Origin of the sequence: Streptomyces sp. JH14 (assembly GCF_029428675.1) — a bacterium.
In the GTDB taxonomy this organism is placed as follows: Bacteria; Actinomycetota; Actinomycetes; order Streptomycetales; family Streptomycetaceae; genus Streptomyces.
The window spans coordinates 5,421,074-5,436,310 of record NZ_JAJNEL010000001.1; the positions used below are offsets into that span (position 1 = coordinate 5,421,074).

The following is a 15,237-nucleotide window of genomic DNA, read 5'->3' on the forward strand; positions in this document are numbered from 1 at the left end:
CGATATGTATCGGAGAAAACGCTAGTGGAGAACGAGACCCACTACGCCGAGGCCGTTATCGACAACGGAACCTTCGGCACCCGCACCATCCGCTTCGAGACGGGCCGCCTGGCCAAGCAGGCCGCCGGCTCCGCCGTTGCGTACCTGGACGACGACACCATGGTGCTGTCGGCCACCACGGCTTCCAAGAAGCCGAAGGACCAGCTCGACTTCTTCCCCCTGACGGTGGACGTCGAGGAGCGGCAGTACGCCGCGGGCAAGATCCCCGGCTCCTTCTTCCGCCGCGAGGGCCGCCCCTCCGAGGACGCCATCCTCACCTGCCGTCTGATCGACCGGCCGCTGCGCCCCTCCTTCAAGAAGGGCCTGCGCAACGAGATCCAGATCGTCGAGACGGTCATGGCGCTCAACCCCGATCACCTCTACGACGTGATCGCGATCAACGCCGCCTCCTGCTCCACGCAGCTGGCCGGCCTGCCCTTCTCCGGTCCGATCGGTGGCACCCGCGTCGCCCTGATCAAGGGCCAGTGGGTCGCCTTCCCGACGCACACCGAGCTCGAGGACGCCGTCTTCGACATGGTGGTCGCCGGTCGCGTCCTGGAGGACGGCGACGTCGCGATCATGATGGTCGAGGCCGAGGCCACCGAGAAGACCATCCAGCTCGTCAAGGACGGCGCCGAGGCTCCGACCGAAGAGGTCGTCGCCGCCGGTCTCGAGGCCGCGAAGCCGTTCATCAAGGCCCTCTGCAAGGCGCAGTCGGACCTCGCCGCCAAGGCTGCCAAGCCCACCGGCGAGTTCCCGGTCTACCTCGACTACCAGGACGACGTCCTGGAGGCGCTGACCGCCGCCGTCAGCACCGAGCTCGCCAAGGCGCTCACCATCGCCGGCAAGCAGGAGCGCGAGGCCGAGCTGGACCGCATCAAGGAGATCGCCGGCGAGAAGCTGCTCCCGAAGTTCGAGGGCCGCGAGAAGGAGATCTCCGGTGCCTACCGCGCGCTGACCAAGAAGCTGGTCCGCGAGCGCGTCATCAAGGACAAGGTCCGCATCGACGGCCGTGGCGTCACGGACATCCGTACGCTCGCCGCCGAGGTCGAGGCCATCCCGCGCGTGCACGGCTCGGCGCTGTTCGAGCGTGGCGAGACCCAGATCCTGGGCGTCACCACCCTCAACATGCTCCGCATGGAGCAGCAGCTGGACACCCTCTCCCCGGTGACCCGCAAGCGCTACATGCACAACTACAACTTCCCGCCGTACTCCGTCGGTGAGACCGGCCGCGTGGGCTCGCCCAAGCGCCGCGAGATCGGCCACGGTGCGCTCGCCGAGCGCGCCATCGTGCCGGTGCTGCCGTCGCGCGAGGAGTTCCCCTACGCGATCCGCCAGGTCTCCGAGGCGCTGGGCTCCAACGGCTCGACGTCCATGGGTTCGGTCTGCGCCTCCACCATGTCGCTCCTGAACGCCGGTGTGCCGCTCAAGGCCGCCGTCGCCGGTATCGCCATGGGCCTGATCTCCCAGGAGATCGACGGCAAGACCCACTACGTCGCCCTGACCGACATCCTCGGTGCCGAGGACGCGTTCGGTGACATGGACTTCAAGGTCGCCGGTACGAAGCAGTTCGTCACCGCGCTCCAGCTCGACACCAAGCTCGACGGCATCCCCGCCTCGGTCCTGGCCGCCGCGCTGAAGCAGGCCCGCGACGCCCGCCTCCACATCCTCGATGTGATGAACGAGGCCATCGACGTCCCGGACGAGATGTCCCCGAACGCCCCGCGGATCATCACCGTCAAGATCCCGGTGGACAAGATCGGTGAGGTCATCGGCCCCAAGGGCAAGATGATCAACCAGATCCAGGAGGACACCGGCGCCGACATCACGATCGAGGACGACGGCACCATCTACATCGGTGCCCAGCAGGGCTCGCAGGCCGAGGCCGCCCGCGCCACGATCAACGCGATCGCCAACCCGACCATGCCGGAGGTCGGCGAGCGCTACCTGGGTACGGTCGTCAAGACCACCACCTTCGGTGCCTTCGTCTCCCTCATGCCGGGCAAGGACGGCCTGCTGCACATCTCGCAGATCCGCAAGCTCGCCGGTGGCAAGCGCGTGGAGAACGTCGAGGACGTGCTCGCGGTCGGCTCCAAGGTCCAGGTCGAGATCGCCGAGATCGACTCCCGCGGCAAGCTCTCCCTCATCCCCGTGATCGAGGGCGAAGAGGACGAGAAGAAGGACGACGCCGCCAAGTGACGTCCCGTAGTTCCGTGGCGACGGCCCGCACCTCCTCGGAGGCGCGGGCCGTCGCCCGTACCCAAACGCTTCTCAAGGGCACGAACGGCATCGGCACCGTCCGCCGCACCGTCCTCCCCGGCGGCCTCAGGATCGTCACCGAGACGCTGCCCTCCGTACGCTCCGCCACCTTCGGGATCTGGGCCAACGTCGGATCACGCGACGAGACGCCCAGCCTGAACGGCGCGACGCACTACCTCGAGCACCTCCTCTTCAAGGGCACGGCCAAGCGCAGCGCCCTCGACATCTCGTCCGCGATCGACGCGGTCGGCGGCGAGATGAACGCCTTCACGGCGAAGGAGTACACCTGCTACTACGCGCGGGTCCTCGACACCGACCTGCCGCTGGCCATCGACGTCGTCTGCGACATGCTGACCGGCTCGCTGATCGCCGCCGAGGACGTCGACGCCGAGCGCGGCGTCATCCTCGAAGAGATCGCGATGACGGAGGACGACCCGGGCGACTGCGTGCACGACCTGTTCGCGCACACGATGCTCGGCGACACCCCCCTCGGCCGTCCGGTCCTCGGCACCGTCGACACGATCAACGCGCTGAACCGCGGCCAGATCGCCCGCTTCTACAAGAAGCACTACGACCCCACCCACCTGGTCGTCGCCGCCGCCGGCAACGTCGACCACGCCACGGTCGTACGTCAGGTCCGCAAGGCCTTCGAGCGCGCGGGCGCCCTGGCCCGCACCGACGCCGTCCCGGTCGCACCGCGCGAAGGCTCCCGCACCCTGCGTACCTCGGGCCGGGTCGAGGTGCTGAACCGCAAGACCGAGCAGGCCCACGTCGTCCTCGGCGTACCGGGCCTCGCCCGCACCGACGACCGCCGCTGGGCACTCGGTGTGCTCAACACCGCCCTCGGCGGCGGCATGAGCTCCCGCCTCTTCCAGGAGGTACGGGAGAAGCGCGGCCTGGCCTACAGCGTCTACTCATACACCTCGGGCTTCGCCGACTGCGGACTCTTCGGTGTGTACGCGGGCTGCCGGCCCAGCCAGGTGCACGACGTCCTGAAGATCTGCCGCGACGAGCTCGACCGGGTAGCGTCCGACGGACTGAGCGACGAGGAGATCGGCCGCGCCATCGGCCAGCTCTCCGGCTCCACCGTCCTCGGCCTGGAGGACACCGGCGCCCTGATGAACCGCATCGGCAAGAGCGAGCTGTGCTGGGGTGAGCAGATGTCGGTCGACGACATGCTGGCCCGGATGGCGCAGGTCACCCCCGATGACGTCCGGGCCGTGGCCGGCGAGGTCCTCGGACAGCGCCCGTCGCTCTCCGTCATCGGCCCGCTCAAGGACAAGCAGGCCGGCCGCCTCGACGAAGCGGTTTCCTAATCCACCCGTAAGGAAGCAGAGCAATGAGCAAGCTGCGCGTGGCCGTTCTCGGCGCCAAGGGCCGTATCGGAGCCGAGGCGGTACGAGCCGTCGAGGCCGCCGACGACATGGAACTGGTGGCCGCACTCGGCCGTGGCGACAAGCTGGAGACGCTCGCGGAGACCGGCGCCCAGGTCGCGGTCGAGCTCACCACACCCGCGTCGGTGATGGGGAACCTCGACTTCTGCATCCGGCACGGAATCAATGCGGTCGTCGGCACCACCGGCTGGACCGACGAACGGCTCGCGCAGCTGAACTCCTGGCTCTCCGGCTCCCCGGAGACCGGTGTGCTCATCGCCCCGAACTTCTCCATCGGCGCCGTCCTCACCATGAAGTTCGCGGCGCAGGCCGCCCGCTACTTCGAGTCCGTCGAGGTCGTCGAACTGCACCACCCCAATAAGGTCGACGCCCCCTCCGGCACCGCCACCCGCACCGCCCAGCTGATCGCCGAGGCCCGCACGAAGGCCGGCTGCGCCCCGCAGCCGGACGCCACGGCCACGGCGCTCGACGGTGCCCGCGGCGCGAACGTCGACGGGGTCCCGGTCCACGCGATCAGGCTCCGTGGCCTCCTCGCCCACCAGGAAGTACTGCTTGGCGGCGAGGGCGAGACCCTCACCATCCGCCACGACTCCCTGCACCACAGCAGCTTCATGCCGGGCATCCTGCTCGGTACTCGCCGCGTAGTGACCACGCCGGGCCTCACCTTCGGCCTGGAACACTTCCTCGACCTGAACTGACTGAGCCCACCGCCATGCGCGCAAAGATCACTTACCTTGTCACCGCCGCCGTTCTGGTCTTCTACTTCGTCCTGGTCGGCAGCCGAGGCCTGCTGCTCATCGAGCACGGCACGCTGCTCACGGTCACCTTCGGGATCGCGGTGCTGATCCTGCCGGTGATCGGCATCTGGTTCCTCTGGAAGAACACCCAGTTCGTCCACAGGGCCAACGCCCTCGCCGCCGAGCTGGACGCCGAGGGCGGGCTGCCGGTCGACGAGCTGGTCCGTACACCGTCCGGCCGTATCGACCGCGACTCCGCCGACGCCGTCTTCGCGCGGCGCCGCGAGGAGACCGAGGACTCTCCTGACGACTGGCGCTGCTGGTTCCGGCTCGCCGTCGCCTACCAGGACGCCCGGGACACCCCGCGCGCCCGCAAGGCCATGCAGCGCGCCATCGCCCTGCACAGGAGCGGATCAAGCCGCTCCGTCACTGCGAACCCGTCCGTCACATCGGGCCCTTCCGGCGACTGACGGCATCGTTCGATCCCGTCCGGCGGCCGAGCCCAGCACGGCCGCCGGACGCAGGACAGCCCTCAGTGGCGCCGGTACTCGTCCCCCCAGGCCTCCACCGTGTCGGCGGCCCGGTCGAACGCCTCGCGGCGCCCCAGAAAGTCCGCGTTGCTGTCGGTGAGCAGCGGCGGTACGGCCTCGCCGCCCTGACGTACGACGATCAGGGCCTGGCCCTGCACCGTGCGCGGGAACCCGAGCCACTTCACCGGCTGCTGCACCGTACGGACTGCGGCGACCCGGTGCCACGGCAGGGTCTTCGTCACGAAGAACCCCACCCGCCGCACCCCGTGCCGGCTGACCCAGGCACCGATCCGCAACATCCGAAGAGCGCAGACGATCACCACGAGGGCGAGCGCAAGACACGCGCCCGCGCCGGACAGCGTCCCGGCAAACGCGATGATCATGCCGGCGAGCAGCACGAACGAGGCGAGCAGCAACAAGGTGGCCGCCGCTGCGACCCGCCACGGCCCGGGGCGGTAGGGGCGCTGCCAGCGGTCGTGGTCGTCGAACGGCAGCGCGATGTCCTCAGCGCTCGCGTCAAACGCGCGGTCGGCCGTCAGAAAGGGCAGGGGCACGACTGATCCTCACTCACAAGCACGCTCGATTGCTGTGCCCGGTGAGGCTACCGAGCACGTCACCGTCGCTACCACCCCAGGGGTCCGTACGAGTCAGCGGGCGTGCGCGGCCTCGGTCTGCTGGCTGTGAGCAGGGGACCGGTCCGGGGCGAGGGCGGGAAGACCGAGGATCAGCGATCCGACGAGGCCGGCGACCACCGTCAGCCCCACCAGGGAACGTGCGGCCAGCTGGGAGACGGTGGCGCGCTCCCGCGGTGGCGGCGTGACGTTACTGCGGAATCGGTCGGCCTCGGCCACGAAGGAGAACGGGACGGCTTCACGCCGGCGGAACATGAGGAAGATCTCCTAGAACTTCGTTACGGGTGCTGCATGGAGTCAGACGCATGGCGGGCCCGTTCGGTGCCACGAATCGCCGAATTGACCGAAGAAATCCCCGGACGGGCCTTCCGCGTCTCGCTGTCGGTGGCGGCCCGTAGAGTGGGCGCCGCCCGAGCGACGCAATTGGAAGGACCCCGCCGGTGACCGAGACCCCCGAACCCGCAAAGCCGAGCTTTCGCAGCGATGTGACCGTCGAACTGGTGAAGCACTCCGCAGCCGACTCCGACGTCCTGTTCGCCGCCCGTGTCTCCACGGCCGGAGAGCAGTCCCTGGAGGAGGTCACCAAGGACCCGGAGCGTTCCAAGGGGCTCATCAACTTCCTGATGCGGGACCGTCACGGATCCCCGTTCGAGCACAACTCGATGACGTTCTTCATCAGCGCCCCGATCTTCGTGTTCCGCGAGTTCATGCGACACCGCGTCGGCTGGTCGTACAACGAGGAATCGGGCCGCTACAGGGAGCTGGAGCCGGTCTTCTACGTACCCGGAGAGGCCCGCAAGCTCGTCCAGCAGGGCCGCCCCGGCAAGTACGAGTTCGTCGAGGGCACCCAGGCCCAGCAGGAGCTCACGGGCCGTGTGATGGAGGACTCGTACCGCCAGGCATACGAGGCGTACCAGGAAATGCTCGCCGCCGGAGTCGCCCGCGAGGTCGCCCGCGCGGTGCTCCCGGTCGGCCTGTTCTCGTCGATGTACGCCACGTGCAACGCCCGCTCGCTGATGCACTTCCTCGGACTGCGTACCCAGCACGAACTGGCGAAGGTGCCGTCCTTCCCGCAGCGCGAGATCGAAATGGTCGGCGAACAGATGGAGCAGCACTGGGCGCGCCTCATGCCGCTCACCCATGCAGCCTTCAACAAGAATGGACGCGTAGCCCCGTAAGCGGTGTCCGTATTGCGACGTTTCGTGAAGTTCATCTAGGCTGATCAAACGGACCCGGCACTGCTTGAACCCCCGAGCAGGCAGTGCCGGGCTCCTCTCCCTTGTCCCCCCGAGGGGGCACGTCGCGTTGAGCAACGAGTAGCGTGTTACCCATGGCTCCGATCTCCACTCCGCAGATCCCCTTCGGGCGGGTCCTCACCGCCATGGTCACGCCCTTCACGGCGGACGGTGCGCTCGACCTCGATGGTGCCCAGCGGCTCGCCTCCCATCTGGTGGACTCAGGCAATGACGGCCTGATCGTCAACGGCACCACCGGCGAGTCCCCGACCACCAGCGACGCGGAGAAAGACCAGGTCGTACGGGCTGTCCTGGAAGCGGTAGGGGACCGGGCCCATGTCGTCGCCGGCATCGGCACCAACGACACCCGCCACAGCATCGAGCTGGCCCGCGCTGCCGAGCGCGCCGGCGCCCACGGCCTCCTCGCGGTGACGCCGTACTACAACAAGCCGCCGCAGGAGGGCCTCTTCCGCCACTTCTCGGCCGTCGCGGACGCCACCGGCCTACCGGTCATGCTCTACGACATTCCCGGCCGCAGCGGTGTGCCGATCGACACGGAGACGCTGGTCCGGCTCGCCGAGCACCCGCGCATCGTCGCCAACAAGGACGCCAAGGGCGACCTGGGCCGCGCCAGCTGGGCCATCGCCCAGTCCGGTCTCGCCTGGTACTCCGGCGACGACATGCTCAACCTGCCGCTGCTCTCGGTCGGCGCCATCGGCTTCGTCTCCGTCGTCGGCCATGTCGTCACCCCCGACCTGCGCGCCCTCATCGAGGCGTACCTCGGCGGCGACGTCCAGAAGGCCACGGAGATCCACCAGAAGCTCCTGCCGGTCTTCACCGGAATGTTCCGTACCCAGGGTGTGATCACCACCAAGGCGGCGCTGGCCCTCCAGGGTCTGCCCGCGGGCCCGCTGCGCCTTCCTCTGGTGGAACTCACCGCACAGGAAACGGCTCAGCTCAAGATCGATCTCGCCGCCGGTGGGGTACAGCTGTAACCACAGACTTCACAACTGAATACGCGAAGAACACTCGCAACAGCGAGAACACAGACAACAGCAAGTGCACGAATGACATGCGCGCCACGTGCCTCAGCGGTACGTGGCGCGCGTGGTAAGGAGAGTCTTTTGAGTCATCCGCACCCCGAACTCGGCACCCCGCCGAAGCTCCCGAAGGGCGGCCTCCGTGTCACCCCGCTCGGTGGCCTCGGTGAAATCGGCCGCAACATGACGGTTTTCGAGTACGGCGGCCGCCTGCTCATCGTCGACTGCGGTGTGCTCTTCCCCGAGGAGGAGCAGCCGGGCATCGACCTGATCCTGCCGGACTTCACCACGATCCGGGACCGTCTCGACGACATCGAGGGCATCGTCCTGACGCACGGGCACGAGGACCACATCGGTGGTGTCCCGTACCTGCTGCGGCTGAAGCCGGACATCCCGCTGATCGGTTCCAAGCTGACCCTCGCGCTCATCGAGGCGAAGCTCCAGGAGCACCGCATCCGTCCGTACACCCTCGAAGTCGCCGAGGGCCAGCGCGAGCGCATCGGCGTCTTCGACTGCGAATTCATCGCGGTCAACCACTCCATCCCGGATGCTCTCGCGGTCGCCATCCGCACACCCGCGGGCATGGCCGTCGCTACCGGTGACTTCAAGATGGACCAGCTCCCGCTGGACGGCCGTCTCACCGACCTGCACGCGTTCGCCCGGCTGAGCGAAGAAGGCATCGACCTTCTCCTCTCCGACTCCACGAACGCCGAGGTTCCCGGCTTCGTACCGCCCGAGCGGGACATCTCCAACGTCCTGCGCACGGTCTTCGCGAACGCCCAGAAGCGGATCATCGTGGCGAGCTTCGCCAGCCACGTGCACCGCATCCAGCAGATCCTCGACGCGGCACACGAGTACGGCCGCCGCGTCGCCTTCGTCGGCCGCTCCATGGTCCGCAACATGGGCATCGCCCGTGACCTGGGCTATCTGAAGGTTCCCGCGGGCCTGGTCGTCGACGTCAAGACGCTCGACGACCTGCCGGACGACGAGGTCGTGCTGGTCTGCACGGGTTCCCAGGGCGAGCCGATGGCCGCGCTGTCCCGTATGGCCAACCGTGACCACCAGATCCGGATCGTCCAGGGCGACACGGTGATCCTCGCGTCGTCCCTGATCCCGGGCAACGAGAACGCGGTCTACCGCGTGATCAACGGTCTGACCCGCTGGGGCGCCAACGTCGTCCACAAGGGCAACGCCAAGGTCCACGTCTCGGGCCATGCCTCGGCCGGCGAGCTGCTGTACTTCTACAACATCTGCAAGCCGAAGAATCTGATGCCGGTCCACGGCGAATGGCGCCACCTCCGGGCCAACGCCGAGCTGGGCGCTCTCACGGGTGTACCCAAGGACCACATCGTCATCGCCGAGGACGGCGTCGTCGTCGACCTCATCGACGGCAAGGCCAAGATCGTCGGCAAGGTCCAGGCCGGTTATGTGTACGTCGACGGCCTCTCGGTCGGAGACGTCACCGAGACCTCGCTCAAGGACCGTCGCATCCTCGGTGACGAGGGCATCATCTCGGTCTTCATCGTGGTCGACAGCTCCACGGGCAAGATCACGGGTGGTCCCTACATCCAGGCCCGCGGCTCCGGTATCGACGATGCGGCGTTCACCGCCGTCGTACCGAAGATCGAGGAGGCGCTCAACAGGTCCGCGCAGGACGGCGTGGTGGAGCCCCACCAGCTCCAGCAGCTGGTCCGCCGTTCGGTGGGCAAGTGGGTCTCCGACACCTACCGCCGGCGCCCGATGATCCTTCCCGTCGTCGTCGAGGTCTGACCCCGACAGGCGCGAACTCCGGAGCGGGGCCCTCGATTTGCATCGGGGCGCCCCGCTCCAGTACGTTTGGCTCTCCGCCTGACCGGGAAGCGCCGCGCACACGTGTGCGCCGAGGCCACCCCGTACGGGACGGAAATTCCGACTCAGAACTTCTGATAAAGTCGGTCCGCCGAAAGGCAAGGCCACTCCAAAGGCCACCGGAATCAAATTCGAACCGGAAACGGCAGCGAAAATGAGTCTGGTAACGTTGGAAGCGCCGGAAAGGGAAACGCGAAAGCGGGAACCTGGAAAGCGGAACCCGTTTCGACCGGGAATCGGACACGAAAGAGTCTGATAGAGTCGGAAACGCAAGACCGAAGGGAAAAGCCCGGAGGAAAGCCCGTGAGGGTGAGTACGAAGGAAGCGTCCGTTCCTTGAGAACTCAACAGCGTGCCAAAAGTCAACGCCAGATATGTTGATACCCCGGCCTGTTTCGGCAGGTTGGTGGTTCCTTTGAAAGTCCTGCCGGACCTTGTGGTTCCGGTGGGCAATTTTACACAGCGAGGACGCTGTGGACGACCGGTCCTATTCCGACCGGTTGTCCCGCTCTCGTGTGTGTCGTCCCGATTACGGGAAAACATTCACGGAGAGTTTGATCCTGGCTCAGGACGAACGCTGGCGGCGTGCTTAACACATGCAAGTCGAACGATGAAGCCCTTCGGGGTGGATTAGTGGCGAACGGGTGAGTAACACGTGGGCAATCTGCCCTTCACTCTGGGACAAGCCCTGGAAACGGGGTCTAATACCGGATAACACTCTGTCCCGCATGGGACGGGGTTGAAAGCTCCGGCGGTGAAGGATGAGCCCGCGGCCTATCAGCTTGTTGGTGGGGTGATGGCCTACCAAGGCGACGACGGGTAGCCGGCCTGAGAGGGCGACCGGCCACACTGGGACTGAGACACGGCCCAGACTCCTACGGGAGGCAGCAGTGGGGAATATTGCACAATGGGCGAAAGCCTGATGCAGCGACGCCGCGTGAGGGATGACGGCCTTCGGGTTGTAAACCTCTTTCAGCAGGGAAGAAGCGAGAGTGACGGTACCTGCAGAAGAAGCGCCGGCTAACTACGTGCCAGCAGCCGCGGTAATACGTAGGGCGCAAGCGTTGTCCGGAATTATTGGGCGTAAAGAGCTCGTAGGCGGCTTGTTGCGTCGGTTGTGAAAGCCCGGGGCTTAACCCCGGGTCTGCAGTCGATACGGGCAGGCTAGAGTGTGGTAGGGGAGATCGGAATTCCTGGTGTAGCGGTGAAATGCGCAGATATCAGGAGGAACACCGGTGGCGAAGGCGGATCTCTGGGCCATTACTGACGCTGAGGAGCGAAAGCGTGGGGAGCGAACAGGATTAGATACCCTGGTAGTCCACGCCGTAAACGTTGGGAACTAGGTGTTGGCGACATTCCACGTCGTCGGTGCCGCAGCTAACGCATTAAGTTCCCCGCCTGGGGAGTACGGCCGCAAGGCTAAAACTCAAAGGAATTGACGGGGGCCCGCACAAGCAGCGGAGCATGTGGCTTAATTCGACGCAACGCGAAGAACCTTACCAAGGCTTGACATATACCGGAAAGCATCAGAGATGGTGCCCCCCTTGTGGTCGGTATACAGGTGGTGCATGGCTGTCGTCAGCTCGTGTCGTGAGATGTTGGGTTAAGTCCCGCAACGAGCGCAACCCTTGTTCTGTGTTGCCAGCATGCCCTTCGGGGTGATGGGGACTCACAGGAGACTGCCGGGGTCAACTCGGAGGAAGGTGGGGACGACGTCAAGTCATCATGCCCCTTATGTCTTGGGCTGCACACGTGCTACAATGGCCGGTACAATGAGCTGCGATGCCGCGAGGCGGAGCGAATCTCAAAAAGCCGGTCTCAGTTCGGATTGGGGTCTGCAACTCGACCCCATGAAGTCGGAGTTGCTAGTAATCGCAGATCAGCATTGCTGCGGTGAATACGTTCCCGGGCCTTGTACACACCGCCCGTCACGTCACGAAAGTCGGTAACACCCGAAGCCGGTGGCCCAACCCCTTGTGGGAGGGAGCTGTCGAAGGTGGGACTGGCGATTGGGACGAAGTCGTAACAAGGTAGCCGTACCGGAAGGTGCGGCTGGATCACCTCCTTTCTAAGGAGCATCTAGATTCCGCAAGGAATCCAGAGCCACTACGTCGGCAAATGTTCGACGGTGGTTAGCTCATGGGTGGAACGTTGACTATTCGGCACGGTTCTTCGGGATCACTAGTACTGCTTCGGCGTGGAACGTGAATCGTGAGGGGTCGTGTCGGGCACGTTGTTGGGTATCTGAGGGTACGGCCGTTTGGTCGCCTTCAGTTGCCGGCCCCGGTAAAGCATCGTTTCGGCGGTGTGTGACGGGTGGCTGGTCGTTGTTTGAGAACTGCACAGTGGACGCGAGCATCTGTGGCCAAGTTTTTAAGGGCGCACGGTGGATGCCTTGGCACCAGGAACCGATGAAGGACGTGGGAGGCCACGATAGGCCCCGGGGAGCTGTCAACCGAGCTTTGATCCGGGGGTGTCCGAATGGGGAAACCCGGCAGTCGTCATGGGCTGTCACCCGCTGCTGAACACATAGGCAGTGTGGAGGGAACGAGGGGAAGTGAAACATCTCAGTACCCTCAGGAAGAGAAAACAACCGTGATTCCGGGAGTAGTGGCGAGCGAAACCGGATGAGGCCAAACCGTATGCGTGTGATACCCGGCAGGGGTTGCGCATGCGGGGTTGTGGGATCTCTCTTTTGCGGTCTGCCGGCCGTGAGACGAGTCAGAAACCGTTGATGTAGGCGAAGGACATGCGAAAGGTCCGGCGTAGAGGGTAAGACCCCCGTAGCTGAAACATTGACGGCTCGTTTGAGAGACACCCAAGTAGCACGGGGCCCGAGAAATCCCGTGTGAATCTGGCGGGACCACCCGCTAAGCCTAAATATTCCCTGGTGACCGATAGCGGATAGTACCGTGAGGGAATGGTGAAAAGTACCGCGGGAGCGGAGTGAAATAGTACCTGAAACCGTGTGCCTACAAGCCGTGGGAGCGTCGCTGTTGTTCTTCGGAGCAACAGTCGTGACTGCGTGCCTTTTGAAGAATGAGCCTGCGAGTTTGCGGTGTGTTGCGAGGTTAACCCGTGTGGGGAAGCCGTAGCGAAAGCGAGTCCGAATAGGGCGTTTTAGTAGCACGCTCAAGACCCGAAGCGGAGTGATCTAGCCATGGGCAGGTTGAAGCGGAGGTAAGACTTCGTGGAGGACCGAACCCACCAGGGTTGAAAACCTGGGGGATGACCTGTGGTTAGGGGTGAAAGGCCAATCAAACTCCGTGATAGCTGGTTCTCCCCGAAATGCATTTAGGTGCAGCGTCGTGTGTTTCTTGCCGGAGGTAGAGCACTGGATAGGCGATGGGCCCTACCGGGTTACTGACCTTAGCCAAACTCCGAATGCCGGTAAGTGAGAGCACGGCAGTGAGACTGTGGGGGATAAGCTCCATGGTCGAGAGGGAAACAGCCCAGAGCATCGACTAAGGCCCCTAAGCGTACGCTAAGTGGGAAAGGATGTGGAGTCGCAGAGACAACCAGGAGGTTGGCTTAGAAGCAGCCACCCTTGAAAGAGTGCGTAATAGCTCACTGGTCAAGTGATTCCGCGCCGACAATGTAGCGGGGCTCAAGCGTACCGCCGAAGTCGTGTCATTCCAGCATTGAGGGCCAACGCCTGCTGGGATGGGTAGGGGAGCGTCGTGTGCCGGGTGAAGCAGCCGCGGAAGCGAGTTGTGGACGGTTCACGAGTGAGAATGCAGGCATGAGTAGCGATACACACGTGAGAAACGTGTGCGCCGATTGACTAAGGGTTCCTGGGTCAAGCTGATCTGCCCAGGGTAAGTCGGGACCTAAGGCGAGGCCGACAGGCGTAGTCGATGGACAACCGGTTGATATTCCGGTACCCGCTTTGAAACGCCCAATACTGAATCAGGCGATGCTAAGTCCGTGAAGCCGGCCCGATCTCTTCGGAGTTGAGGGTAGTGGTGGAGCCGACGAACCAGACTTGTACTAGGTAAGCGATGGGGTGACGCAGGAAGGTAGTCCAGCCCGGGCGGTGGTTGTCCCGGGGTAAGGGTGTAGGGCGTGTGATAGGCAAATCCGTCACACATTAAGTCTGAGACCTGATGCCGAGCCGATTGTGGCGAAGTGGATGATCCTATGCTGTCGAGAAAAGCCTCTAGCGAGTTTCATGGCGGCCCGTACCCTAAACCGACTCAGGTGGTCAGGTAGAGAATACCGAGGCGTTCGGGTGAACTATGGTTAAGGAACTCGGCAAAATGCCCCCGTAACTTCGGGAGAAGGGGGGCCATCACTGGTGATTGGATTTACTCCATGAGCTGGGGGTGGCCGCAGAGACCAGCGAGAAGCGACTGTTTACTAAAAACACAGGTCCGTGCGAAGCCGTAAGGCGATGTATACGGACTGACGCCTGCCCGGTGCTGGAACGTTAAGGGGACCGGTTAGCTGACTTTCGGGTCGGCGAAGCTGAGAACTTAAGCGCCAGTAAACGGCGGTGGTAACTATAACCATCCTAAGGTAGCGAAATTCCTTGTCGGGTAAGTTCCGACCTGCACGAATGGCGTAACGACTTCTCGACTGTCTCAACCATAGGCCCGGTGAAATTGCACTACGAGTAAAGATGCTCGTTTCGCGCAGCAGGACGGAAAGACCCCGGGACCTTTACTACAGTTTGATATTGGTGTTCGGTTCGGCTTGTGTAGGATAGGTGGGAGACTTTGAAGCAGCCACGCCAGTGGTTGTGGAGTCGCCGTTGAAATACCACTCTGGTCGTGCTGGATGTCTAACCTGGGTCCGTGATCCGGATCAGGGACAGTGTCTGATGGGTAGTTTAACTGGGGCGGTTGCCTCCTAAAGAGTAACGGAGGCGCCCAAAGGTTCCCTCAGCCTGGTTGGCAATCAGGTGTTGAGTGTAAGTGCACAAGGGAGCTTGACTGTGAGACCGACGGGTCGAGCAGGGACGAAAGTCGGGACTAGTGATCCGGCAGTGGCTTGTGGAAGCGCTGTCGCTCAACGGATAAAAGGTACCCCGGGGATAACAGGCTGATCTTCCCCAAGAGTCCATATCGACGGGATGGTTTGGCACCTCGATGTCGGCTCGTCGCATCCTGGGGCTGGAGTCGGTCCCAAGGGTTGGGCTGTTCGCCCATTAAAGCGGTACGCGAGCTGGGTTTAGAACGTCGTGAGACAGTTCGGTCCCTATCCGCTGCGCGCGTAGGAATATTGAGAAGGGCTGTCCCTAGTACGAGAGGACCGGGACGGACGAACCTCTGGTGTGCCAGTTGTTCTGCCAAGGGCATGGCTGGTTGGCTACGTTCGGAAAGGATAACCGCTGAAAGCATCTAAGCGGGAAGCCTGCTTCGAGATGAGTATTCCCACCCCCTTGAGGGGTTAAGGCTCCCAGTAGACGACTGGGTTGATAGGCCAGATGTGGAAGCCCGGTAACGGGTGGAGCTGACTGGTACTAATAGGCCGAGGGCTTGTCCTCAGTTGCTCGCGTCCACTGTGTTAGTTCTGAAATAAC

General features: G+C 64.1%; 9 protein-coding genes and 2 rRNA genes. 9 read left to right on the forward strand and 2 right to left on the reverse strand.

Annotation, left to right across the window (positions count from 1 at the left end):
- The first annotated feature begins 24 nt into the window (after positions 1 to 24).
- From LRD69_RS24560 to LRD69_RS24575, 4 genes are read left to right on the forward strand one after another with little or no spacing between them, the layout of a single operon-like run.
- Entirely contained in the window at positions 25 to 2,238 is a 2,214-nt protein-coding gene (locus LRD69_RS24560) for a polyribonucleotide nucleotidyltransferase (protein ID WP_277328705.1), read from the forward strand.
- Positions 2,235 to 3,614: a pitrilysin family protein gene (locus LRD69_RS24565; protein ID WP_277328706.1), complete on the forward strand. Its 1,380-nt coding sequence runs from the start codon at positions 2,235 to 2,237 to the stop codon at positions 3,612 to 3,614. Before LRD69_RS24560 ends, LRD69_RS24565 begins: the two co-directional genes overlap by 4 nt.
- A 23-nt stretch (positions 3,615 to 3,637) precedes the next feature.
- Complete coding sequence (gene dapB, locus LRD69_RS24570; RefSeq protein WP_277328707.1) at positions 3,638 to 4,390, forward strand: 4-hydroxy-tetrahydrodipicolinate reductase; 753 nt, start codon at positions 3,638 to 3,640, stop codon at positions 4,388 to 4,390.
- 14 nt (positions 4,391 to 4,404) lie between these two features.
- The gene (locus tag LRD69_RS24575) at positions 4,405 to 4,899 is read left to right on the forward strand and encodes a tetratricopeptide repeat protein (RefSeq protein ID WP_277328708.1); all 495 of its coding nucleotides are present in this window, start codon (positions 4,405 to 4,407) and stop codon (positions 4,897 to 4,899) included.
- A 62-nt stretch (positions 4,900 to 4,961) separates the two neighbouring features.
- On the opposite strand, the gene LRD69_RS24580 is transcribed toward LRD69_RS24575, so the two are convergent.
- Together LRD69_RS24580 and LRD69_RS24585 are read right to left on the reverse strand one after the other, a co-directional pair.
- Positions 4,962 to 5,513: a hypothetical protein gene (locus tag LRD69_RS24580; RefSeq protein ID WP_277328709.1), complete on the reverse strand. Its 552-nt coding sequence runs from the start codon at positions 5,511 to 5,513 to the stop codon at positions 4,962 to 4,964.
- Between the two features lie 93 nt (positions 5,514 to 5,606).
- A complete protein-coding gene (locus LRD69_RS24585; protein ID WP_277328710.1) occupies positions 5,607 to 5,846 on the reverse strand; it encodes a hypothetical protein in 240 nt (79 codons plus the stop codon).
- 185 nt (positions 5,847 to 6,031) lie between these two features.
- Here LRD69_RS24585 and thyX point away from each other — a divergent pair, with 185 nt between their 5' ends.
- The 5 genes from thyX (at position 6,032) to LRD69_RS24610 (ending at position 15,201) form a co-directional block, all read left to right on the forward strand.
- Positions 6,032 to 6,769: an FAD-dependent thymidylate synthase gene (thyX, locus tag LRD69_RS24590; protein ID WP_277328711.1), complete on the forward strand. Its 738-nt coding sequence runs from the start codon at positions 6,032 to 6,034 to the stop codon at positions 6,767 to 6,769.
- A 152-nt stretch (positions 6,770 to 6,921) separates the two neighbouring features.
- The gene (dapA, locus tag LRD69_RS24595) at positions 6,922 to 7,821 is read left to right on the forward strand and encodes a 4-hydroxy-tetrahydrodipicolinate synthase (RefSeq protein ID WP_277328712.1); all 900 of its coding nucleotides are present in this window, start codon (positions 6,922 to 6,924) and stop codon (positions 7,819 to 7,821) included.
- Between the two features lie 129 nt (positions 7,822 to 7,950).
- Positions 7,951 to 9,636, forward strand: a complete 1,686-nt coding sequence (locus LRD69_RS24600; RefSeq protein WP_277328713.1) for a ribonuclease J — start codon at positions 7,951 to 7,953, stop codon at positions 9,634 to 9,636.
- Between the two features lie 619 nt (positions 9,637 to 10,255).
- Positions 10,256 to 11,781: ribosomal RNA gene (locus LRD69_RS24605) — 16S ribosomal RNA — on the forward strand.
- 295 nt (positions 11,782 to 12,076) lie between these two features.
- Positions 12,077 to 15,201, forward strand: a 23S ribosomal RNA gene (locus tag LRD69_RS24610).
- The 16S and 23S rRNA genes sit together here, the layout of an rRNA operon.
- The last annotated feature ends 36 nt before the right edge of the window (positions 15,202 to 15,237 follow it).

Coding starts and splice junctions, on each gene's coding strand:
- LRD69_RS24575 (WP_277328708.1), top strand. CDS start 4,405: ATGCGCGCAAAGATCACTTACCTTGTCACCGCCGCCGTTCTGGTCTTC.
- dapA (WP_277328712.1), top strand. CDS start 6,922: ATGGCTCCGATCTCCACTCCGCAGATCCCCTTCGGGCGGGTCCTCACC.
- LRD69_RS24585 (WP_277328710.1), bottom strand. CDS start 5,846: ATGTTCCGCCGGCGTGAAGCCGTCCCGTTCTCCTTCGTGGCCGAGGCC.
- dapB (WP_277328707.1), top strand. CDS start 3,638: ATGAGCAAGCTGCGCGTGGCCGTTCTCGGCGCCAAGGGCCGTATCGGA.